Below are 23,682 nucleotides of genomic sequence, written 5' to 3'. Positions count from 1 at the left end.
TCATCCACCCTGTTTCCGGCTTAAAATTTCCCTATAAAGCTCATGGTATTTTCCCGCAATTAGCTTAATATCAAATTCCTGCTCAACTTTTTCCCTGGCGCGGTGTGACAGTGCCTCCCGCCGGCTGTTGTCTTCAAGCGCCCAGGCAATCCCACGGGCCAGGTCGTCTGCCTCAAAAGGCCGGGCCAGATACCCGTTTCGCTGATGTTCTATCATATCAGGCATACCTCCGATGTTGAAGGCCACACACGGCGTCCCGCAAGCAAGGGCTTCCATAACAGTGTTGGGCAGGTTTTCCTGGATAGATGGAGCAACAAAGACATCTGCAGCGGAATACAGCAGGGCAAGGCTGATGTCGTCTTGCAGCCTGCCTAAGAATGTTGTTTTTAACCCTATTTCCAGACGGTTTGCAGGTTCGAGACCACCAAAAACTAGCGCTTGAGCTATGTCGCCCCAGCCACTGCTATTCATTTTTTGTAAAGCCTGTTGTAAAAACTGAAAGCCTTTGTTGGGATCTCTGGTACTATTAACTGCGCCAAAAAGAAGTAGTTTTTTGTCTAAGGGTAAAGAAAGAATTTCTCTGGCGACTTCGCGACCTATAGGTTTAAAAACACCGGTGTCTATTCCGTTGGGTATTGTTTCAATTCTGTTGTTTTTAAATAACATACTCGATCTTGCACATTCCCCAAGCCATTTGCTGGGTGTAACAATTGTCAGGTTTATCGACTTCCATGCCCTTTGTTTACGCTCCATTACCCTGCTGGAAATATCCTTTTCTTTGGAACTATTAAGAATAGGGCATTTCTTACACCCATCCCTGTATCTAACACAATCAAAAGGAAGATGACAACCCCCGGTAAATGCCCAACTGTCATGCAGAGTCCAAATAATAGGTCTGTTTATTTTTTTCAAGGATTCTATCCTTAAAAAACCTCCGCAAATCCAATGTAAGTGAACTAAACTTGGATTAATATTTGATATATAACTAGAGACATTGTCCGGTATAATAGCAGCGGAAAATGGAAAACTGCAACGATCGGGATAAAACTTTAAAGGTAACGTTTCAAGCTTATGTCTTATAAAATTTAGGATTTTTTCATGTTGGTGTAATGGCTTCAACACAGTAGGATCATCTATAGAATTTCCGGCAACAAGAATCTTCGAATTCAGCCCCGAACTCAGAAGTCCTTTGTGAATGCGGTAAGCTGCACTCTGTGAAATTGCACTAGTTGACAAATGTAAAACATTCATAGTCTTAATCCTCATATTGGAGTAATTTTTGTAAAATAGCTGAAAGGCGCATGGTATATTCCCGTATATTAAAGATTTCCCGTGAATAGTCGTACACCTTCTTATGCTGAATGCTTAATTCTTCTACACCTAAACAAGAATATCCCCTGACGACCTCTGTAACATATTCAACCCTGTAATCATCAAGATAAACACCAAATTCTTTGAGATCTATTCCAGTTTCTCTTGTTACAATAGGAATAAGACCATGATTCATACATGTTAAGACTGAGGTTGACATACCCTCGGAGCAAGAAGGCAATATAACAAAACTGCATTTGTTCATCAAATCTATAAAATGACAAGAATTCACGTCCACAAATCCAACGTTTTTTACATTTATATTATTAATTGAAAACAATCTCTCTTCTGACGGGTAAAGTCCGCATATATATAAATTACATTCCTGTAAACCATTAAATACATCAATAAGAATATCCAACCCTTTATGGATCGCACCATAAGAGCCAAACCAGACAAAGTTTTTCCTCGATTTATAGTAATCTCTCTCCTCATATAAGTAATCCTTGTTGATTAATCCCGTCGGGGTTGTTATAAATAATCTCTTATTTAAAGATGGGTAAGTCTCGGAAGTAGTTTTACTTCCAAGCAGAATTCCATAGTCGGCTGCATCTATATATTCCTTCTTATAAAATAAATGAGAACGAGTAAAGCCGGTCCTTTTACCATGTCTTTTGTAAAAATAATCTAGCCTTTCTCTTTCTCGCATAATTGAAAAGTCCGGATGAGATTCTGTTAGATATATTACTTTTTTTGCCTGATGATTATGGAGACCTGCTTCATAAAAAGCGTTACCAAATCCAAAAATAACATGATACTTTTTGTTTAATATATAAGGTAAATTTTCTTTATCCTGGCAATGAATGACATCAACACAGTATCCCATATTTATAAATATTTTTATTATTTGGGCGCATTCATGAACATTAGTGTGTTGGCTGCACGATAAATCAGCTTCAAACGGCTCCGTTATATAAGAAATAAGAACCCTCTTTTGGCTGCTTGCAGCTAAATCAGCGTTTATGTTTTGGTAAAATCTATATTTCTTTTTTCTATCCTGGATCCACCTAATAATGGGCTGAGGCAAATTTTTTTTTAGAAATTTTTTCATTACCACACATCCACATCAATTAATTACCCTCAAAAACACCGCTCAAGTCATTGGTCGTTTTTGAATTGTTTGTACAGTCTAAAAATACCATGAGTAATCTTCTTGCCGACCAATAGCTCACTTAACAGCCTTCGTTCCTGGGTCACCAGATTATTAATAGAAGAACCCGGTGCATTTTTTAATGCCAATAACATATACTTGCATCCCTTGAGCCTTTCATTAGTCTCTTTCGCAATGTTGGCAAGTCCAAAATATCCCTTAGCTATTAAGACTGGGGGAATTGAATTATGAAGCAAGTGGTGTCTCAGTGTCTTTTCTGTAGCCAATAATATACTACCTTTTCTCTCTTTACTGGTTAGGGAACTACCATGCACCCTGTATAGGTATAACAGCTGATGAAGTGGCTCCAATTTAAACGCAATGGAAGCTCTCAACCAATAATCATAATCCTCTGCAAGAAACAATTCTTCTGCATAACCACCAAGTTTATCATAGATTATTCGTTTATAAAGAAAACAAGCTCCAACACAATTAGCTTTCCATAAATCTTCGGGCATCCCTACCCTGACATACTCCAGCATATTACTCCTATCATCAATGATATTATAATCTGCATATACCATATCTGTATTCGGGTTACATTCTAAATACTCCACCATAGTAGCTATTGCTTCCCGACAGTAGCAATTATCATCAGAGGTCCATGTCAGGTAAGTCCCTCTTGCGGTTTTAAACCCGGTGTTTAACGCAGCAGGCAGCTTGCGGTTGGTATTATGTTTTTTGTAAAAAATACGAGTATCACTGTTCACATATCTTAGTATTATGTTTGGAGTATTGTCAGTGGAAGCATCATCCACAATTATTAACTCCCAGTTCAAGTAAGTCTGGGATAGACAACTTTCTATAGACTGTGCCAGGTAACGTTCGCCGTTATAGGTAGGTAAAACAATAGATACCAGGGGCTGTTTAGACATTTTATGTACACTCCAAAATATTAAACATTTTCTAGAACAACAACAGAAAGGTAACCTTCAAAAACAACCAATTTTCCAACCGCCTGAAGGATCAATTTCAGAGGAAGTGGAAGGAAATCATAAATACTGGCCTTGTTTATATGCAGTCGGACTGTTTGCCTTAGCCCATCAATCTGCTTAACTTCACTGCTAAAATCATAAATTTTATATTCTTCTGGATATGGCCATCTATTAACTAAATTGAGATATAGATAACCTAACCTATAAGGTAAGGAATAGTGATTAGGTATAGCAATCACTATTCTACCACCGGGGTTAAGCTTCTTCTTCATTTCCGTCAGTATTTTTACACGTTCATCAAAATTAAAATGCTCCAGGACGCCTGAATTAAATAATAAATCAAATTCACCTGTAATATTGCCAAGTTTAAACATATCCAAATGGTATGTGTTTACTTCTTTACCCAGAAAGCCAAATAATTTTTCCGCTAAATTTAACGCATTTAAGTCCAAATCTAATAACGAAATATTGAATCGCTTATCAAGGTGAGCAGACGTAACCCCAAATGAAGATCCCACTTCAATAGCTGTCAAGCAGGTTCTGTCCTTGTCAAATAACCCGTTAAGCAAAGCAGCAAACTCTACTTGAAATGAATTTCGGTTATTAAAAATATCAAGAAGTTCGTCTAATGTTTTGCCTTTACTTAGTTCCTCCCAAATAATTTGCTGCTGCATTTAATACTCCTCAGTAAAAATTTCTTTAAGAAAATTAACTTGGTGAGTTTTATTTTCTTCCAAGCTATTCATATCCACCTGAACCGGCCCTTTTAAAATTCCCCCTGCTCCAATTCGTTCAAACATCCTTATTCTGGGGTTTTCTTTGCCAAACAACATGGCACGGTTTCCAAACGCTAGAGCTGCTACACAAGCATGAACTCTATCTGAATATACAGTATGAACTTGTGAGTATAGCGTTAAATAATCTGTTGGAATATCTGATATTAACGTATTCATGCCTTTATACATGTTTTCATTTATTTCTGTAGGCCACGCCGCATGGTGAGTTCTTATGACTTTACGTCCTTCCATATCCAAACGTGATGGGACAGCAAGCTCATAATTTTTCTTTAATATAGTTTTTAATAAATCAAAAGTATATTTCTTTAACCCCATCTTCCGTGGTGCCCCTTGGTCTTCATTATTAGATGTGTTAAATATGACAGGTTCCTCTAAAGAATCAAAGTTAATCACATTAAAATCAGAAATATCTAAAGGGATCGGAATAAAATTATCTCCTACAAAAAATGCACTGTCGATCCCGTCAAAACTTTTTTCAGCCAAATCGCCATATTCTTCAAAGGAATAAGTATCCCTGGAAATAAAAGCATAAATAGGGATTTGCTTCATTAAACCTCTAACTTCTTCAATTTCTTTTTGATTATAGTCCTGTCCTCCTCCACCTGAAATGATTATTTTAGTTCCAATCTTAACAAAGTTTTTCAAAATTAATTGTACAGACTTATAATAATCAACACATTGAGTCATTCCACCAATGATTATATAATCGAATTTAGAAATATTACTAATATTTAAATCATTTTGGGGATATCCATTTTTCCAAAAAAGAAATGTAGAAAGGCTACCATAGTGATAAACTTCAGCTTTTTCTCCTAAAGCTCTTTTTAAATAATTCATCATCCCAAGTTGCACAAATGCATTCCCAATATTGGTTGGCCAGCAACTTCCATGACAAAGAATCTTTAATTTTTTGTTCATAAGGAGTCCTCCTTGGTTTTATGAATAGCTGTCCAATTATGTTCTGCTAAAAATAATCCGCCCCAATCTCTTTCGGGGAGGCGACCAGTATCGAAAAAATCTCCATCTTCTATTACCATTTCAACAACATACGGTAACCAAAAAATCATTTTATCACCTGACATTACCTTAATTGACAATAAATAACGCCCTGGAAATATATTCAATTTAGGCAACCTACAAACAATACTGGTACGAGGAGAAACCAACTTAAGTTGTGCTCCGGAAATTTTCGAATGAAAAACACAAGTACGCAAATCGTTTGAGGTTTCTACTCCAATTGAAACCAAAACATTATCATATGATTCAGCCAATTTAAACGACATCCTGAACGACATTGGCAAACCAACTTGGGGACAAGAAATGACGTCTCCATCATCGTCTAGAAACTCAATATTTTTAAAAACTACCCCTAACTCCTTGTTATTTGCTAAATACTCTTTGGGAGACTCAATAGAAGGTGACATCTTCAAGTAATTGTTGATTGCCGTTTGTGTCTCACCAATATATTCCACTTGCCCTTGCGTAAGCAATATTGAGGATGTACATAAATTCTTTACTGCCGCCATATTGTGACTGACAAACAAGACGGTCCTGCCTTCTTTACCCACTTCCTCCATTTTACCCAGGCATTTTTTTTGAAACTGCGCATCACCAACAGCAAGCACCTCATCAACCACAAGTATCTCAGGTTCCAAGTGGGCGGCTACGGCAAATGCCAGCCTAACATACATCCCTGAGGAATACCTCTTAACAGGAGTATCAAGAAACTTCTCGACTTCAGCGAACGCAACGATTTCGTCAAACTTCCTTTTAATCTCATTCTTACTCATTCCGAGGATTGCACCGTTTAAATAAATGTTTTCCCTGCCTGTGAGTTCCGGATGAAACCCTGTTCCAACTTCCAGCAGGCTGGCCACCCTGCCTTTTAACAGTATACGACCGGTAGTTGGGTCTGTAATACGGCTTAAAATTTTTAGCAAGGTTGACTTTCCTGCACCGTTCCTCCCAATTATACCAACACGGTCCCCCTGATCGATTTTAAAAGAAACATCTCTAAGAGCCCAAAACTCTTCTATGGTGGATTTATTATCTAACCCGGCAAAAGGATTAAGTATCTTATTCCACCATTTCTTGGCACCTTCAGCCACTACGTCCCTTAAAGCTGAGTAACGTTCTTGTTTTTGGTGCCGCAAAATATACTTTTTCCCTAAATTTTCAACTTCAATTATTGTACTCATATATAATACCTTACCTTAAGTAGTCAACGTTATTTCCGATTCATGGAATTGCAACAATTTTCATTGTGCTAAAATACTATATTACATCAGCAAAAGACCGTTCTGTCTTTCTAAAATACCTTAACCCCGAAGCAAATATTAACACCGTTAATCCAATTGATAAAAGAAGGCCTGGCCAGTAGAAATCGACATTGCTTCCTAATATTGCCCACCGAAAACCGTCAATAACTCCTACCATCGGATTTATCGAATATAACAGTCTCCACTGATCAGGCACTATACTACTGCTAAATCCAACAGGAGAAATATACAATCCAAACTGAACAATAAATGGTACAATATAGCGGAAATCTCGATATTTTACGTTTAAAGCAGCCAGCCACAAACCAAAACCCAATGATGCTGTCAGAGCCAGCAGTAAAAACACTGGCAGAGCCAATATCCGAATGTCAGGAACAAACTTATACCATATCATCAATACTGCAAGTATGACGAAGGAAATCAGAAAATCCACCATACTGACTATGACAGTACTCGCAGGTATAATCAATCTGGGAAAATAAACCTTGGAAAGCATGTTTGCATTAACTATCAGAGAATTACTACTCTCGCTAAGAGAATTAGCAAAAAATTGCCATGGCAGCATTGCCGCATAAACAAGAATAGGATATGGTACACCCTCTGACGGCATCTTTGCCAGTTTGCCGAAAACCACAGTAAATACTATCATCGTCAAAAGCGGCCTGATTACACTCCAGGCAACACCTATAACCGTCTGCTTGTAGCGCACCAGTATGTCACGCCAGGCAAGGAAATAGAACAGTTCCCTGTATCGCCAAAGGTCCTTCCAATATTGTTCAAACCCTTTGCCTGGCTCTATAATAATTTCAAATTCTGAAGACTTATCACTCATAATTCACATTTCACCCATTTATTCTTATACTTCGCAATAACTCGGTGCAAATAACAAAAATCCTGGCTATTTCTTCACGATCAGCCAGGTCAGCCTTTTCAAAACGAAAAATCGGATGTTTCCAGAAGCCGGTTCAGCCTGGCTTTCTTCAGATTAATATCTTCATAGTTATTTAAATTGTCAAGCTCTTAATTTAGAGAACCGTTTCTTCCCAAATAACCAACGCCTTCTCAGACTGCAGTTTATCTTTAAGCCGCTGATACTCTCCCCGGTTCAGGACCAGGACCCTGATTTTCCGTTTAATTATATCTTCCGCTTTCTCCACAATGTGTTGAATATAAGCCTTGTCTATCTTCCCCACCAATACCAGGTCAATTATCCCGGAATCCCTTCCCTGAGCATAATCACCTGTTATGAAGGCAAGCTCCACCTTACCCATATCATTTAGGATGGCTTGTACCTTATCAATGCCCAAATATTTTTTCACTACACTGTGGAGGTCCGGAAACAGGGAGTGTTTCTGATTGGCACGATATAGCTTGGTCCTCCCGCTGGTAGTACTCTCAAGCAGACCGGCTTCAGTAAGGCGGTTTAATTCCACCCTTATGGCATTCGTAGATTCTCCCAATTCCTCCGCCAGGCCTCTTAGATAGGCCTGGTTTTCGGGGTTAAGGAAAAACTTCAGCAGCAGTTTTATTCTGGTTTTTGACGTTATCAACGATTCTAACAAACAATTTACACCACACAAAATAGAGTAAAATAACCATCTTCTTCTGAGTAATTATTTTACTCTTATTTCACGGCTAAGTCAACCATTTCATGGGAAAACCTGATCACTCATAATACCTGTTCACCTTAAAACCTTCATTTCTGCAGAACAAATCTCTTTTCGCCTCTTCCAGGTCGGCTGCAACCATCATTTTCACCAGTTCCGCAAAGCTTGTTCGAGGCTTCCAGCCCAGCTTTTCTCTGGCTTTTGTGGGATCACCCAATAGTATTTCTACTTCAGTGGGTCTGAAGTACCTCGGGTCAACTTCCACCAGCGCCTTACCCGTGGATTTATCTATACCCTTCTCCTGTACTCCCTCACCCTGCCATTCAATATCTATTCCAACTTCAGCAAAGGCCAGTTCAACAAACTCTTTGACTGAACGGGTCTCCCCGGTGGCAATAACAAAATCCTCGGGGCTGTCTTGCTGCAGCATCAGCCACATTGCCTCCACATAGTCTCCCGCAAAGCCCCAGTCCCTCTTTGCATTCAGGTTACCCAGGTAGATTTTGTCCTGCAGCTCCAGCTTAATCCGTGCTATAGCCCTGGTTATCTTCCTGGTCACAAAGGTTTCTCCCCGTAAAGGTGACTCATGGTTAAAAAGAATCCCGTTACAGGCAAACAAGTTATAAGCCTCACGGTAGTTTACCGTAATCCAGTAGGAATACAACTTCGCTGCCGCATAAGGGCTGCGCGGATAAAAAGGGGTCTTTTCCGTTTGGGGAATTTCCTGTACTTTACCGTAAAGTTCGCTTGTTGAAGCTTGGTAGTAACGGGTCTTTTCCGCCAGTCCCAGGATCCGGATTGCTTCCAGAACCCTTAGAGTCCCCAGGCCATCTGCATTTGCGGTATATTCAGGGGTCTCAAAAGATACCTGCACATGGCTCTGAGCAGCCAGATTATATATTTCATCAGGCTGCACTTCCTGAACAATCCTGATCAAATTAGTGGAATCAGTCAGGTCGCCATAGTGAAGAAAGAAATTAACATTATCCTCATGCAGGTCCTGATAAAGGTGGTCAATCCTGTCAGTATTGAAAAGAGATGACCTTCTCTTGACACCATGTACCTGATAACCCTTATGCAAAAGGAACTCTGCCAGATAGGCGCCATCCTGCCCAGTGATTCCGGTAATTAAGGCCTTTTTCAAAAAATATCATCTCCTAGGGAATAACTATTTTCGTTAGTTTTTATTCGGGAAAACGCCCCAGAATTCCTTCTTTTTCGCCAATTGCCTGTTTCCTATTTATTCCTGTTTCCCTTCTTACCATCCCATCTCAAAAGCTGCCTCTATTGGTCCTTTATTCTCATAGAATACCCCCGGACCTTTGGCCGGGGGTTGTCGTTCATTTAGTTATATCCCGCTTAGCATCTGTTCTGCCTGTTCCATTGCCTCAGTGATATTTTTATCAACAGCGGGAATCGGGCCGTGTCTCCATGCCTTGCGCTCCTCCGGACCAAGCTTGGCAACCTGCCTGTCAATCATTTCCGGTATCGTCAGCGCCTTTTCCAGGACTGTCCGGGCATTATCCTGCTGCCCCATCTGAATCAGGTAATTTCCGGAAGATAAATAAACGCGTGCCAGATTATTATATGCATCCTGCCGCCACGGCACTGCCTGAACAGCCTCTTCCGCAGCCGCCGCAGCTTCAATAGGCATCTGAGCGCCCAGGTAGGTCTCTGCCATGGCCCATAAGGGCTGGGCATTCTTTTTGTTGAGTTCTGCCGCCTTTTTGGCATTCTCCACCGCCGTCCTGGTCAGCTGAATATTTTTCTGCTGGTAGGCCTGATAATTATATATTTGCGCCAGGTACATAGGGTAATTATAGTTAACCGGATCATATTTTTTGGCCTTTTCAAACAGATCTATAGCCTGCTGCACATTTCCCGAATTGTAAGCATCGCCTGCCTGTCTTTCCGTGTAAGCTGCAATGGACAGACTGCCTGATATTACCAGGAAAACACCTGCCAGTATGATTCCGGCGGCTTTTCGGACTATTGGCCCGGCTATCGTTTTTCCTTTATTCCCCTCTTTTGTTCCCAGTCGCTCAACTCCCCTTGTCAGACCAACCAGAGCCCACATCAGGATAGCTACGGCTCCAAGGGAGAGCGAGAAATCAATTACACTGTGCATGGACACCGTCAAAGCTGCCACCCCTGAAACCCATGCAGCGGCACGGTATTCGGGTGACTCCACTTTTCTCATAATCCTGTATAACGTAATCATCAGGCCAATCCAGATTAATACATAAAACAGAAAACCCAGCGTCCCTGTCTCCACCCAAACCTGCAGCGGGTGACTGTGTACTTCGGTAGTATAGTACAGCAGGGACTGGTAAGAGGTATATGCAGAATTCCAGCCGCCACCCCCAACACCAAGGACAGGATAGTCCTTGACAACTTCGAAAGCATCACGGTAAAAATAAAACCTCTCCACAACACTCAGGTCCTGCAGGCTGAAATTGGACAGCCTGCTGGCAATAGAAGCAGGCATAATTTTTGGCCCCATAAAAAGGATCAACCCTACCGAAACCACCGTTATTCCGATACCCCCGGCGGCAATTATTTGCTTACGTGTGACAGCAGAAAAGTCCGCAATCTTCTCTACAAGGTACTGGCAGCCGCAGCCAATAACAAATCCGCCCAGCAGCCATGACCAGTAATAGACCTCACTATGAGTTTCAAAACTTAATACCTGTTTTGCCGTAATCACAAAAGGAATTAAGACTGCCAGGAAACCCATAAAAGTCCGGAAGCGGTATTCCTTTGGCATTCCAATTATCAGAAGGAGCAGCCCTATTGGAGCCACCAGCATGGCCCCTCTGGATCCGGCACCATAAGCAGTGGCAATTATAATATAATTCAGGCCGCCTGCCAGAACCCGCATCCACACCTTATCAAGCGAGGCCGCCAGGTAAAACCCGATTATCCCGCACCCTATCAGGAAAATGGCGGCTGCATTGTGATACTGGAGTGTGGAAAGTATCAACCCTTTATCATAAGCTCCGTTAAAGGCAAAAGTACCATATGCCGTACCCAGCCCGGCAAAGGCCACTCCGACCCCGGCGGCAAAAAGCACCGACAGGGCAGTTTTGATTTCCCTGAGATTGGTCACCGTATATGCAAGAAGCCAGTAAATAACGAAGAAATTAAATACTCTTAGGGCTCCTTCCATGGCGGCCCTCTGGTTAAAGGCGACGTAGCTGGAGATTATGTATGCAGCTGCAAGTCCAATCCAGGCGTAATCCATCAGGTTTCGCGGCAGCTTAATATAATCCTTGCGAACAAACACATATGCTCCAAGCACTAAAGCAGTGTACATGTGAGCAAGGTCTGCCTCGTAATCGAAAAAAAGTCCCCTGTAAAATGGGGGCAGCAGCAGCAGCGGCAGGACCAGGTAGAATATAATCTTCAGATTAGCATCAGTCACGAATTTCTTCTTCTTGTTTTCATCAGTCACAGGTTTCTTCTTTGCAGCCATACTTGTCCTCCTGAATATGATATGTAGTGGTATTATTGTGTTAATCTATATGGTTCGACTAAATCCGGTAAAATCCTCCCTCTCTATAGACTTCTCACAACTGAAAAAGAACCGTGTAAAAAAGTAGACCGGCTGCTGGATGATACTATTAATTTTAGATAATAATTTTAAAAGGGAAGTATTGTAATTTATCGTGTACCCGTTGTATAATAAGGGTACAAATTGAGCATAAATTAACTAGGTGTTACCAGCACCCTAGCACGTACAACTACCGCAAGTGAGCGGTCGGTTAGCATAAGAAAGAAGTAGTACACTTTGCAGGTGGGACTACTTTTTTCTTATGTAGTATACTAAGACAATCAGTGAAATAATCAGTGACGCAACACCCAGAGTATACATCCCAAAGGATAGCATTAGATATATTGCCTCGAAAATTGTCACTGGCCTCACCCCCTTTCTATGAGGGATTGGCCGCCCACCCGCACTTATGCAGTTGTACAACTAAATTTTACCATAAAAACACAATATCGACAAATGCCTATTGTATTAATTAAATTTGTGCTGCTTTCAAAGTAAGATTATTATTTACGCTAACCTTAAGTATTAAAGAAGGCCTCTTTAAGAGACCTTCTTTAAAATCAATAGAAAATTATTTTACAGTATCTTTTCTGCCTTCAGCAGCATGGTCACAGCTTCTGCCCTGCTGGCATACCTTCCGGGACCAAAATTATCATTGGGATACCCGCTGATAATTTCCTTATCCACGGCGATCACCACAGCGCCCCGGGCCCATTTCTGTATCTTGGACGCATCACGGAAACTAAGCTTGTCATTCCGGGCATCTTCGGCCTCGTCCTCAAGGCCGGCTGCCCGAATCAGAATAACTGCCATTTCTTCCCTGGTGATCTGGCGGTTCGCTCTGAAGGTGTCGTCAGTATACCCGTCAATCAACCCCTTATCCACTGCTCTGGCAATATATCCCTCTGCCCAGTCAGGGATTGACCCCCTGTCCCTGAACGCTAGGCGCGGGCTGCTGACCGGCTTTTGCCCAAGGGCCAGGACCACCAGCTTGCAGAATTCCGCCCTGGTGACAGTCCGGTCCGGTTTGAAGGTGCCATCCTTATAGCCATTGATGATACCCGTTTCCAGGCCCTTTTGGATGTTAAACTCAGCCCAGTGTCCCGAAATATCTTTTGCGCTGTGATCGGGGGAGCAGCGAATAGTGTATTCTTTGGACCAGCTGCTCCGGTTACCGACTGCATCTGTAGCTCGCAGCTGAATAGTATTGGTTCCCTTTTTCAGCATCACTTCAAGGCTGAAGGAGCCTTTCCCGTTGGCAGTAGTCTCATATTCATCCCCGTTTAACTCTATTTCCACTTCAGCGTATTCCTCAGCGTTCCCGGACAGATTAATAATCCTCCTGTCAGTCGCAGAGGAATTTTTCAGGGTTGGTTTATCCGGTTCCGAGGTATCGGCGAGGAGTGCAAAAACAGTCAGGTGGTCGGTCTTGGCTGTCGCCTTTTTGGAAGAAGAAGATACCGTAGTCTCCAGGGGAGCCCAGACATCGTTGGCCTCATCCCAGTAATAAATACACAGCTTGCTGCTTTTGGCGCTCCCTAACTGCGATGAAGTATAATACATGGTAATTTTTATTTCATCCCGGAAGCTGGTAACTTTTGAGCTTCCCGCCTTTGCCGTAACCTTCACCGGCAGACCAATTGTCTTGTAGCCCGAATTGGAGTATTCACCGAAACTTCCTGTTTCCAGCCTGAAAGTGGTATCTTTGGTTATCGCCTCAGAAGGTACATCAATTCTCATAATATCTTCCAGAATCACATAACTGTCCCTGTCTTCATCAATAGTCTTTTCTACTGCTTCAGTATCTCCGTTTATTGTAATAATACCGGTACGGTCCGATTCATTGCCTGCAGCGTCATATGCAGTTACGTAGTACTTGTATTCCCTGTTATCACTTAACCCCTTATTATTGTATGATGTCCCCGAAGTTGCGCCTAAATAGGCATAACTTCCTGAGTCTACAGCCCGGTAAATCTTGTAGCCGGTTACTCCTTTATTGTCTGTGGCAGCCCCCCATGATAGCTTGACCTCCGAATCACTTACCATTGAATAGCTGAAATTCTTGGGTACTGAAGGCTTTGTTGTGTCACCATTCGTAATTACGGTTACAGTGTTACTGGCATCAGATATATTTCCGGCCGCATCCTTTGCCTTGATATAATACTTGTAGGTCTTATTGGAACTCAGGCTGTCGTCATAGCAAGGTGAGGAACTCGGCCCGGCAATCCGGGAAAAGCCTCCGCTCCCCACTGCCCGGTACAGGTCATATCCGGTAACCCCCACATTGTCCGAAGCCCCTGACCAGGTAATTTTTACTTTACTGGTACTTACTGCAGCTGCCCATATCCTGGGGGCAGCCGGTTTTTGGGTATCAACGACCGCAGCCAGGGTGTCCACAATGAGGGTATTGGTAGGGTTGGCCGAAATGTTTCCCGCTCCGTCAACAGCATACACATAAAAGAAGTACGAAGTCTTGGGAAGAAGGTTTTGTGCTGTATACTGGCTTGACTCTGTAGTTGCCAGCAGTTTATATTCGGTTTCATTTTGCTTTTTAGAATACAACTTGTATTTTACGATATTACTGTCATCACGCGACCCGGTCCAAATTAACGGTATGGCATTTGCCGTCTGTGATCCGTTGAGTTTTAAATTTGTCGGGTCTGTTGGCCGCCCGTCATCCAAAAGAACCTTGACTGTGGTTCGGGTTGACTCCTCCTGATCCTTCAGGGCTGTAACCGCAAAATAATAGGTCCGGTAGCGCACCAGATTTTCCGCAGTATAAGAAGTTGTAGTTCCGGAAACTTCTCCGGCCTCGGAAAACGTAGTGCCGTTTTCACTTTTGTAGACCTTGTAACCTGTGGCCCCGCTGACAGAACTCCAACTCAGCCGGACTGAGGTATCACCGGTCACATCTGCATCCACACCAGCCGGCGTCGCTATGGCTGCCAGGGCTGCTGCCGGGAAAAGGCAGCTGACACACATTAAAAACAGCAGCAGTACTGTACCGGTATAAAACCTCTGGGGTAACCCTTTTTCTGGTAACCTAATAAACAAGCAGACCGCCTCCACTTTTTAACACATATGCCGACCCGCACTGTGTTATCTATTTTCTACTATCATTCACATATTATCTGCCCCAACAACTAATTATTACTATTGTTTCCCTCCCTTCCATTATATTCCTAGCAAAATTATATCTATATCGATTACAGGAAAGCAAACAAAAAGAAAGGGGGAATTTGTAGTGTTTTGGGAGAATCGGGCAGCAGCAGGAAGCAAAAAGCGCTTGCTGTTTAAGCAAGCGCCTGTTATCATTTAGAATGCCCTTCAAAAAATCCAACAATTACATCTGTCACTTCTTCAACAATGTCTAAAGGAGCCTTCTCCTTAAAAACTGCATTTCTTGCGCTTATATCAAGTGACTTAACCTGTTCACACATAACCACACCGGTTGTTAAAGTCCTATCATCAAGGGATATATGTAGAGGGAACCCACGATCCGTATTTGTGATCGGACAAACCACAGCAATACGGGTACGCCTGTTAAAGGTCTTATTGCTAACCACTAATGCCGGTCTGTTACCCTTCTGTTCGTGTCCTGCTTGTGGGTTAAAATTCAGAATAATTATATCTCCCTGCTCCGGTATATACGGCATTACCAGACCTCATTTCCAACCGGTTTGCCGCTATCCAGTTCTTTACATTGATAATCACCTGAATATCCTTCGAATCGTTCCTCTATTGTTAAATGCTTTTTCTTGGCCCGCCTGATGATAATACAATCGTGTTCTGCCGTAATTTCTACCTGATCATTCTCACGTAAGGAAGCTATCTCTAATATACCTTTAGGTAAACGAACTGCCTGACTGTTACCCCACCTGTGAATAGTGGTATACATTGAACACACCTCCCTTTAAGCTTAGTATATACAAAGTATATACATCGGTCAACCTATTTTCTCCCACCAATCCCTGTTATCGAGATACCACTTTATTGTCATTGCTATGCCATCCTCAAAAGATGTTGCTGGCTGCCACCCCAGTTTACTTTTAATCTTTCCTGAATCAATGGCATACCTGCGGTCATGGCCTAGTCTGTCTTTGACATATTCTATCATAGTCTCGGGTTTCCCAAGGCCTTGTAAGATGAGTTTCGTTATCTCCATATTGGTCTTTTCATTATTACCACCAATATTATATACCTCACCAACCATGCCCTTTTGCAGGACCATATCAATTGCAGAACAGTGGTCCTCAACATACAGCCAGTCCCGGACATTTAACCCGTCACCATATACGGGCACCTTTTGGCCGTTCAGCAGTTTCTTGATGAAAAATGGGATTAGCTTCTCGGGAAACTGGTAGGGACCATAATTATTTGAGCAGCGGGTGATAAGTACCGGCAGACCGTAAGTCTCATAATAAGCCCTGACTAGCATATCGGCGCCTGCTTTGCTGGCAGAATACGGGCTGTTTGGGGCAATCGGGGTTTCTTCAGTAAAATATCCGGTTGGCCCCAGGGATCCGTAAACTTCATCGGTGGAAACCTGCAGATACCGCTCCACACCGTGCTTTTTGGCAGCATCAAGCAGAACTTGGGTCCCCATCACATTTGTCTTAATGAAAACGAGCGGGTCCTCGATGCTGCGGTCCACATGAGATTCGGCAGCGAAATTGACAATATAATTAGCTCCCGGTACAACCCTGTTAACAACCCCGGTGTCGGCAATATCGCCTTTGACAAAGGTGTAACTGGGGTTATCCGCAATATCTTTGAGGTTCTCCAGGTTGCCTGCATAAGTGAGTAAATCAAGATTAATGATTTTTACATCAGGATATCTGTTAAACATATACAGAATAAAATTTGACCCGATAAAGCCTGCCCCTCCGGTGACCAGAAGTGTTTTGCCGTTCATTTTACCCGTCCTTTCTGGTCCAGTCATAGGGAATGTCGTTATCATGAGGATGCACGCGGAATTCATCCGGCTCATTGTAGTTGTATGGTTTAGTAGGGAAATTTACCACCATGGCTTCCTCATCACTGATACATTTGAAACCGTGATATACATAAGTGGGAATCTGCAACAGGATGGGATTATGCGTACCCATAAAGAATTCATTGACCTCTCCTTTGGTCGGTGAATCCTCCCTGCTGTCAAAGAGGACAACTTTCATCATCCCCTTGACAACAACAAAGTTGTCCAACTGTTTTTTATGGTAATGCCACCCCTTGACGACGCCGGGATAAGCAGTAGTCATATAGGCCTGGCCAAATCCGGCAAACAGTTCGTCATCACAGCGCAGCATTTCCATGAGACGGCCGCGCTCATCGGGGATGACCCTGAGGTTTTTTGTCTTTACACCATCTATGAGGTTCATAAAATTCACCCCTATACTTAATAGTATCCGGCATTGTCTTAGTCCCTTGTAAGCTTAAGCCCGTCAGCCAATTCATTGGCTTTTAACAAAGACTCAAAGGTACCGGCGTCTGTCCACCAACCATCAAAAACCCCGTAAGTGAGTGTGCCTTCCTGTATATAAGCATTATTTACATCAGTTATTTCGAGCTCACTCCGTTCGGAAGGTTTTAATGTCTTTATTATATTAAATACCCGGGAATCATACATGTATATTCCAGTAACACAGTAGCTGCTTTTGGGAACCTGGGGTTTTTCTTCAATTGATAGGATATTCGAGCCCTGCAGTTCGGCCACCCCGTAACGCTGAGGGTCTTCCACCTGTTTCAGGAGTATTTTAGCTCCTTTTCTCTGTGCTTTAAAATCCCTGACACTGTCTGTTATCTCATCAGCAAAAATATTGTCCCCCAGAATGACAGTACACAAATCATCCCCGACAAACTGTTCAGCCAGTCCCAGGGCCTGGGCAATTCCCCCGGGTTGATCCTGAACACGGTAGGTAAACTCCATTCCGAAGTCGTACCCGCTGCCCAGCAGGTTGACCACATCTCCCATGTGGTCTTTGCCGGTAACAATAAGAATTTCTTTGATACCGGCATTTCTTAGTTTGAAAATCGGATGATAAATCATGGGATACTGACCGACTGGAAGCAGGTGTTTATTAGTCACTTTCGTCAGCGGAAAAAGCCTTGAACCTGTCCCCCCCGCAAGTACTATGCCTTTCATTTCTTTTCCTCCTTGGTGAGCAAATTAAGATACTCACTTAAAGCCTCTTTATAATGACGAAGAGGGGTTCCCCCTATTGCAAGCCATTTGCTGTTATCTAAAACCGAATATACGGGACGTGGTGCGGGCCTGTTTAGTTCCTCTGTGGTGATAGGGTTAACCCTTCCCCCCCTGATGCCGGCCTGTCTGAATATCTCAAGAGTGAATTCATACCAGGTGCAGGTGCCGCTGTTGGTAATGTGGTAAGTACCGTAGTCCGGTTCTGTAATAATTTTGGCGATAGCTTGGGCTAAATCCACTGTATATGTCGGGGACCCGGTCTGGTCATTGACTACGCCAAGTTCGTCGCGTTCCTGTGCCAAACGCAGTATGGTAGCAACAAAGTTTTTGCCATGCTCACCGTAAAGCCAGGAGGTACGGATTATGTAATGCTTGCTGCACAATTCCCGGATAAGCTGTTCACCTAATAATTTTGATTTGCCGTATATACTTTGAGGATTGGGTGTATCTGATTCTTTATAGGGAATGGCGCTTGTCCCGTCAAAGATGTAGTCTGTGCTGATATGGACAAGGGGAATGTTGAGTTCGTTAGCCACAACAGCCAAATTACGGGGACCAGTAGCGTTTACGATAAAAGCATGGTCTTCGTTTGTTTCACAGCCGTCGACATCGGTGTAGGCAGCTGCGTTGATGATTAAGTCTAGCTCATAAGAAAATACGGCCTTTCGAAGATTTCCCAGTTCACTAATATCAAGATTTGGCAGGTCTAGCCCAGAAACGTAATGCTCTTTTGATAAATCGTTAGCCAAAGCATGACCAAGCATTCCTTTAGAACCTGTAATTAAGAGTTTCATATATATCTCCTGCCTTACTATAAACCGCTCAGACTGTTCCTCCGCTCTTACTATGAGACAAAAAAATATTTCCCTCTTCTTTTAAGATTTCGATTAATCATTGGTTGTTTTATCCATTGAGGCAGCCACCATTTCTAATGTCTCCTTCAAAGTATAACTATCCAATTCTAATTTCCGTACTCTATACAAAGTCTCTTCATTCAACTTACGATTTGCAGAAATCAAATCTGCTAAGAGCCCGAAAACCCATATCTGAAAACCCATGACAATTAGTATAGCTGTTAGAATTAATGACTGAATATGACCTTCACCTGATTCAGTTACCATAAAATATAAATATCTCAGTCCCAATAAAAAACCCAAGCCAAAAAGTATAGCCCCCAACCTCATAAATACCTTCAAGGGCCTGTACATAGTATAGATGCGAACAATAGTGATAATAGACCTACTAACATATTCTCTAATCCCCTTGAATAGCCTGGATTCGCGAAGCTTTTCATTGGTACCGATAGGGACATGGGAAATAGTTATGTTTTTTTGTCCGGCCTGAATAATAGTTTCCAGTGTATATGTGAATTCTGATAGAACATTAATTTTCAATGCCACTTCCCTGCTGTAAGCACGAAAACCACTCGTTGTATCAGGAACATCTGTTGCAGATGCAAGCCTAACTACCCAACTGCCAAACTTTTGTAAAAATTTTTTTGTGTGAGAAAAATGGTCAATTGTATCTATCTGCCGGTCACCTATAATCATTTCGGCCTGGTGTTCAAGGATAGGCTGAATCAGCTTTGGAATATCCTGCCCTTTATACTGGTTGTCACCGTCAGTATTAACAATTATATCGGCTCCCAATCTTAGACATGCATCTATGCCAGCCTTAAAGCCATTAGCCAGTCCTTTTGTCTGTGGTATTTTTACAATATGATTGACACCACATTCCTTAGCAACTTCAACTGTTCGGTCAGTGGAACCATCATCGATTATTAAAATTTCGAGCTCATCTATCCCAGGGATACTGCGGGGAATATCACCGACGGTAACCGGCAGGGTTTTTTCTTCATTCAGACATGGAATTTGAACAATTAGTTTCATTTACATTTCCTCCTTATCAGAACTATGCAAATATCTTTTTGTGTAAATAACAATTAATAAAGCAACTAAAGCAAAACCAACTGTACACAAAAAAATAAATAAATTAACGACAATACCTGTGGCTATTGCATCATTGCGATTTACGCCAAGCAAAGTAAACCCTACTGCCCATCCTGCCTCCATTGTCCCAAACCCACCTACCCCGCTAACCGGCAATAAATTAGAAAAATTTGCGAACACTGATCCAATAACCACCCTGCTAAACGGTAAGTGAAAACCTAGTTGGCCCATGAGTACAAAAAATGTTCCATAAAGACTGAGCCACATTAAAAAAGACGATACTATTAATTTTATCATGACTCTGGAATTATTCGCTTTTGTAAACCAGTCAATTAAAAATTTAATTCTATTATTGTAATTCTGCAGTTTTTCTGAACTTATTCCAAATCGGCCAGATATCAGAGCCCTATGGAATATTGATTCAATAATTTTAAATATAAAAGGTAAGTTCAATAAAATGACAACAATCACTAACAGTAAACCGGCAATTAAAGACGGATGGAAAAATGAGACTACTTTGCGGGCGAAAAAGAGAGCTATAAGCAATAAAAAAAAAGCTGATAAAATATCGTATATACGTGTTATCAAAAGCGCAGACAAGCTTTCAGTATAAGTGGAATTATTAGACCTTTTCATTAGAAAAACATATGAAATCTCTCCAGTTCTAAAGGGTAGCACCTTATTGTAGAACCCATAGAAAAATACAATCCGCAGCATTTGAACTATACTTATTGGTTGCCCGGATAAAAGGCGGAACCTTTCTGCGCGGAAGTAATTGCTTATGAAATATAAAGTTGCAGCAGTAACAACTGATATCCAGGACAGCTTTTCAAACATAATAATCAGCTGACTAAAACTGATAAAGTGGAAGAAAAAACTAAATATAAAAACTGTTAATATAACAGGCAGTATTTTTTTAAATTTCAAAAATAATCAATCCTTTTGTAAAACAATTATTTCAGAAATACCTATTGGAAAGGGATTAAATTCATCTAGTTTTTCAAGCACAGGCACTACTTTATTATATAGGCCAATTTTTTTTTGGCCCAGTGTTTCAGAATAAGGTTTGTTTTTTTTTAAAAGCTTACCATTGATATACCAAGGAATGATTCCAAAAATGTTAAAATAAAAATTATCCAAAATTTTTAAATGGAGTTCCTCTGCAAATTTTATTAAGACCCCGGAATCATATCTTCTATGGTGACCCGATGCTATATCCATAGTGCCGTACAAGAACTGAAAAGCAGGAACAAGTAATATTATTCTCCCATGGGGCTGTAAAATGTTTTTCATAATTTCTAACGCCTTATAATCCTCTTCTATATGTTCCAGAACATTAATACATGAAATTGTATCCAATAAATAGTCTTCAAGGCATAAGTCTGTTTCAACAAAATCACCTAATATATACCCAACATTTTTGTTGTTTTTAAATCTGTTTTTCATATAATCAATATTTTCCGGAAACAGGTCTGTGCATAAAACGTAGTCAGAATGAGGAAGAAACAACTCAACAAGGTTCCCTGTTCCAGAACCAACATCCATAATCTTTTCCCCAAGAAATTTTTTAATTTTATTATATATCCACTGATTATAATGGTTAAAACTATTTCTTATTGTTAACGCATTTAATAAACTGGGTTGTGTATTTTTTATGTTCATCGGATAACCTCTTTTCAAAAATTATAGATTAATTACGGGAAACAGCTTTGTTCTTCAATCTTCTTTTAGAGATATCCAATCAAACGCCAAGCCTAAATCACGGTTATCTTGGCTAATATCTAACTCTTTTGGATTAAAAGGTTTATTGAAGATTGAAAGCTCAAAATACTCGTCTGGTATTTTTTTAATAATCCCCTTACTTATTTTAATAGTGTAGGTATGAATTCCTTTAACGGTTTTAATCCGGCTAATTGGTTGCCCGTTTACAAATATCCCCATATCCGAAGGTGTAATGTCAGGCCTGCTACTGGCTCTAAATTGAAGTTCGTAATTTACATTACGGCTTTTCACTGGAAAAAGTATTTTTGCACTCCCATTCGTCCATCTAAAGCTAAATTTACTATTATGTTCCGAACCATAAAATCCTTCAAAATGAGCATTTTCATCATTTTCGCCAAAATTAATATATTCCTTTAGATTGTCCGAAACAAGATTACCAGCTAAATTATATAACTTATAATCCTTCTCACTTCTTACAATTTTATATGGTAGAAGTTCGGTAGTTATAAAAAATCCATTTTTATAATCTTTAATTTCCTTCAAACTAAGAACATGAACCGAATTTCTTCTAGCCCAAAATAACGTTCCAAAATACTGGGTGGGATGATATCGCTGCTCATCAATATATATTTTTTTATCATATATTTTGTTTTCATAAAACCACGAAGCAACAATAAATTCTCTTGCATTAGATGAACTTTTAACTATTTTGAACAAGGGGGCAAAGTTAAATAAAAATAATATAATTAAAGTCGGAACAACTTTATATCTGAATCTTATATTTGATAGCAGAACAGTGACAGATAATATATAAGCAAAAACCGCTATTGATAAAAAACGCAAATTAACTTGTGTAAACCATAAACTAAACATATTCGGAAATTTATAATGGCTTTTAGGGAATGTAAAAATGATAATAAAAAAAATAAGAAGACAACTTAACACTAGGAATATTTTAGACTTAAGATTCAGCTTTTCCAAACCAATAAATCCAAATATAAACAGAACTGGCACAAGCGGTTCGATATATCTTCCAAAAACAAAATAAGATAAATGCTCGCTGTGACTAGGATTTGAGGCAGCTATATACATATGGGCAACCGTTAGTACTATTGAAAAAATTACACTTGATATGAAATATATCATCACACCTTTTTCATTGCTACCAGTGTTCTTTTTAAATGCAGAAATGATTATATATAACGTGGCAACAAATAAAATTCCAAGGCTCGAAATGAATAGGTAATTAATTTCATTAAGAATTAGTTTCATCATAAGTTCAAAATTTTCAGTATTACTAAACATACTTAATAAGTTATCTAAGTAAATCCTATTATTATATCCGGTAACTTGAGTATTTGCCTGTACAAATTTAGGCAATAAACCTATTACTAACCCAATAAATAAGCAGATAATATTAGGAATTGCCTTTTTAATGTTTTCTAGATTATGGATGAAATAAGCCAAAACACTAATTAATATCGCTGGTATTAGTATTAAAGCAAACATTCTTGTCAAGATTGACAGAGCAATTATTAATCCGGTAGAAGCCCAATATATTTTCTTCTCGGTTTCAAAAGAAACATAAACTAAGTAAATAGATAATAAAAACAGAAGGTTATATAGATTTTCACTCATTAAAGTGAATGTATAAATAAAAATAGCAGGTATAAATGCAATTATAAATGCAATTGCCACTGCCTTATATTCGTTTTTTATAAATTTCCGAATAAGCAAAAATGCCACCACACTACTTAGGGTTGATAATAGCGCATTTATTATTAACATAGCATGATAAACATCATTGGGATCTTTTAATAAAAATGCTGGTGAAATAATTAAAGAATATGCAAAAGGATATGTTTGAGCAAACTCCGTAGTATAGAGGAAATTAAAATTTTCAAAAATAAGTTGCGCTTGCTTAAAATAAATGACTTCATCGGCAAATATCCATGGTGACTTCATATAAAGGGAAATGCCGATTTTTAAAAAAAATGCAAAAACCATTACTGCTATAAGTAACTTTTTTACTTTGCTCAATAGATTCACCTCAAAATTTGCTTTAGTAAATTACGGAATCAGTAAATAATATAAAGTTTTATAAATATTGCGCACAT

21 protein-coding genes are annotated in these 23,682 nt (G+C 40.4%); all 21 read right to left on the bottom strand.

The genetic code is table 11. The features are described from left to right. Complete coding sequence (locus Ga0451573_RS15470) at window positions 1-1,251, bottom strand: glycosyltransferase family 4 protein (RefSeq protein ID WP_231685046.1); 1,251 nt, start codon at window positions 1,249-1,251, stop codon at window positions 1-3. Between the two features lie 4 nt (window positions 1,252-1,255). Continuing rightward, a complete protein-coding gene (locus tag Ga0451573_RS15465; RefSeq protein ID WP_231685045.1) occupies window positions 1,256-2,422 on the bottom strand; it encodes a glycosyltransferase in 1,167 nt (388 codons plus the stop codon). Between the two features lie 47 nt (window positions 2,423-2,469). Continuing rightward, a complete protein-coding gene (locus tag Ga0451573_RS15460; RefSeq protein ID WP_231685044.1) occupies window positions 2,470-3,396 on the bottom strand; it encodes a glycosyltransferase family 2 protein in 927 nt (308 codons plus the stop codon). A gap of 20 nt (window positions 3,397-3,416) precedes the next feature. Then, window positions 3,417-4,130, bottom strand: a complete 714-nt coding sequence (locus tag Ga0451573_RS15455) for a class I SAM-dependent methyltransferase (RefSeq protein ID WP_231685043.1) — start codon at window positions 4,128-4,130, stop codon at window positions 3,417-3,419. Beyond that, on the bottom strand, window positions 4,131-5,171 hold the full coding sequence (locus Ga0451573_RS15450) for a polysaccharide pyruvyl transferase family protein (protein WP_231685042.1): 1,041 nt from the start codon (window positions 5,169-5,171) through the stop codon (window positions 4,131-4,133). Further along, on the bottom strand, window positions 5,168-6,451 hold the full coding sequence (locus tag Ga0451573_RS15445; RefSeq protein ID WP_231685041.1) for an ABC transporter ATP-binding protein: 1,284 nt from the start codon (window positions 6,449-6,451) through the stop codon (window positions 5,168-5,170). Before Ga0451573_RS15445 ends, Ga0451573_RS15450 begins: the two co-directional genes overlap by 4 nt. 76 nt (window positions 6,452-6,527) lie before the next feature. Next, window positions 6,528-7,364 carry an ABC transporter permease gene (locus tag Ga0451573_RS15440; protein ID WP_231685040.1) on the bottom strand — a complete coding sequence of 279 codons (837 nt, stop codon included), beginning with the start codon at window positions 7,362-7,364 and terminating at the stop codon, window positions 6,528-6,530. A 193-nt stretch (window positions 7,365-7,557) separates the two neighbouring features. Continuing rightward, window positions 7,558-8,094 carry a helix-turn-helix domain-containing protein gene (locus tag Ga0451573_RS15435; RefSeq protein WP_231685039.1) on the bottom strand — a complete coding sequence of 179 codons (537 nt, stop codon included), beginning with the start codon at window positions 8,092-8,094 and terminating at the stop codon, window positions 7,558-7,560. A gap of 103 nt (window positions 8,095-8,197) precedes the next feature. Beyond that, window positions 8,198-9,283, bottom strand: coding sequence for a GDP-mannose 4,6-dehydratase (gene gmd, locus Ga0451573_RS15430; RefSeq protein ID WP_231685038.1), 1,086 nt, complete (start codon window positions 9,281-9,283; stop codon window positions 8,198-8,200). A 204-nt stretch (window positions 9,284-9,487) separates the two neighbouring features. Further along, window positions 9,488-11,614 carry an O-antigen ligase family protein gene (locus tag Ga0451573_RS15425; RefSeq protein ID WP_231685037.1) on the bottom strand — a complete coding sequence of 709 codons (2,127 nt, stop codon included), beginning with the start codon at window positions 11,612-11,614 and terminating at the stop codon, window positions 9,488-9,490. Window positions 11,615-12,268: 654 nt separating this feature from the next. Further along, the gene (locus Ga0451573_RS15420) at window positions 12,269-14,746 is read right to left on the bottom strand and encodes an S-layer homology domain-containing protein (protein WP_231685036.1); all 2,478 of its coding nucleotides are present in this window, start codon (window positions 14,744-14,746) and stop codon (window positions 12,269-12,271) included. A gap of 257 nt (window positions 14,747-15,003) precedes the next feature. Continuing rightward, window positions 15,004-15,348 (bottom strand): type II toxin-antitoxin system PemK/MazF family toxin, encoded by a 345-nt coding sequence (locus Ga0451573_RS15415; RefSeq protein ID WP_231685035.1) that lies wholly within the window; start codon window positions 15,346-15,348, stop codon window positions 15,004-15,006. Beyond that, window positions 15,348-15,590, bottom strand: a complete 243-nt coding sequence (locus Ga0451573_RS15410; protein WP_231685034.1) for an AbrB/MazE/SpoVT family DNA-binding domain-containing protein — start codon at window positions 15,588-15,590, stop codon at window positions 15,348-15,350. Before Ga0451573_RS15410 ends, Ga0451573_RS15415 begins: the two co-directional genes overlap by 1 nt. Window positions 15,591-15,638: 48 nt before the next feature. Continuing rightward, on the bottom strand, window positions 15,639-16,607 hold the full coding sequence (rfbB, locus tag Ga0451573_RS15405) for a dTDP-glucose 4,6-dehydratase (protein ID WP_231685033.1): 969 nt from the start codon (window positions 16,605-16,607) through the stop codon (window positions 15,639-15,641). A gap of 1 nt (window position 16,608) precedes the next feature. After that, window positions 16,609-17,070, bottom strand: a complete 462-nt coding sequence (locus Ga0451573_RS15400; protein WP_231685032.1) for a dTDP-4-dehydrorhamnose 3,5-epimerase family protein — start codon at window positions 17,068-17,070, stop codon at window positions 16,609-16,611. Between the two features lie 38 nt (window positions 17,071-17,108). Next, window positions 17,109-17,834, bottom strand: coding sequence for a sugar phosphate nucleotidyltransferase (locus Ga0451573_RS15395; RefSeq protein ID WP_231685031.1), 726 nt, complete (start codon window positions 17,832-17,834; stop codon window positions 17,109-17,111). Continuing rightward, on the bottom strand, window positions 17,831-18,688 hold the full coding sequence (gene rfbD / locus Ga0451573_RS15390) for a dTDP-4-dehydrorhamnose reductase (protein ID WP_231685030.1): 858 nt from the start codon (window positions 18,686-18,688) through the stop codon (window positions 17,831-17,833). The genes Ga0451573_RS15395 and rfbD overlap by 4 nt, the downstream gene beginning before the upstream one ends. A gap of 93 nt (window positions 18,689-18,781) precedes the next feature. Continuing rightward, on the bottom strand, window positions 18,782-19,783 hold the full coding sequence (locus tag Ga0451573_RS15385) for a glycosyltransferase family 2 protein (protein ID WP_231685029.1): 1,002 nt from the start codon (window positions 19,781-19,783) through the stop codon (window positions 18,782-18,784). Beyond that, on the bottom strand, window positions 19,784-20,770 hold the full coding sequence (locus Ga0451573_RS15380) for a lysylphosphatidylglycerol synthase transmembrane domain-containing protein (protein WP_231685028.1): 987 nt from the start codon (window positions 20,768-20,770) through the stop codon (window positions 19,784-19,786). Between the two features lie 6 nt (window positions 20,771-20,776). Next, window positions 20,777-21,505: a class I SAM-dependent methyltransferase gene (locus Ga0451573_RS15375; RefSeq protein ID WP_231685027.1), complete on the bottom strand. Its 729-nt coding sequence runs from the start codon at window positions 21,503-21,505 to the stop codon at window positions 20,777-20,779. A gap of 54 nt (window positions 21,506-21,559) precedes the next feature. Further along, window positions 21,560-23,605, bottom strand: a complete 2,046-nt coding sequence (locus Ga0451573_RS15370) for an ArnT family glycosyltransferase (RefSeq protein ID WP_231685026.1) — start codon at window positions 23,603-23,605, stop codon at window positions 21,560-21,562. Window positions 23,606-23,682: the final 77 nt, after the last annotated feature.

This window comes from Phosphitispora fastidiosa (genome assembly GCF_019008365.1).
Taxonomy (GTDB): domain Bacteria; phylum Bacillota; class Thermincolia; order Thermincolales; family UBA2595; genus Phosphitispora; species Phosphitispora fastidiosa.
The sequence above is the reverse complement of the archived record's forward strand: the minus strand, read 5'-3'. Positions and strand labels throughout refer to the sequence as shown.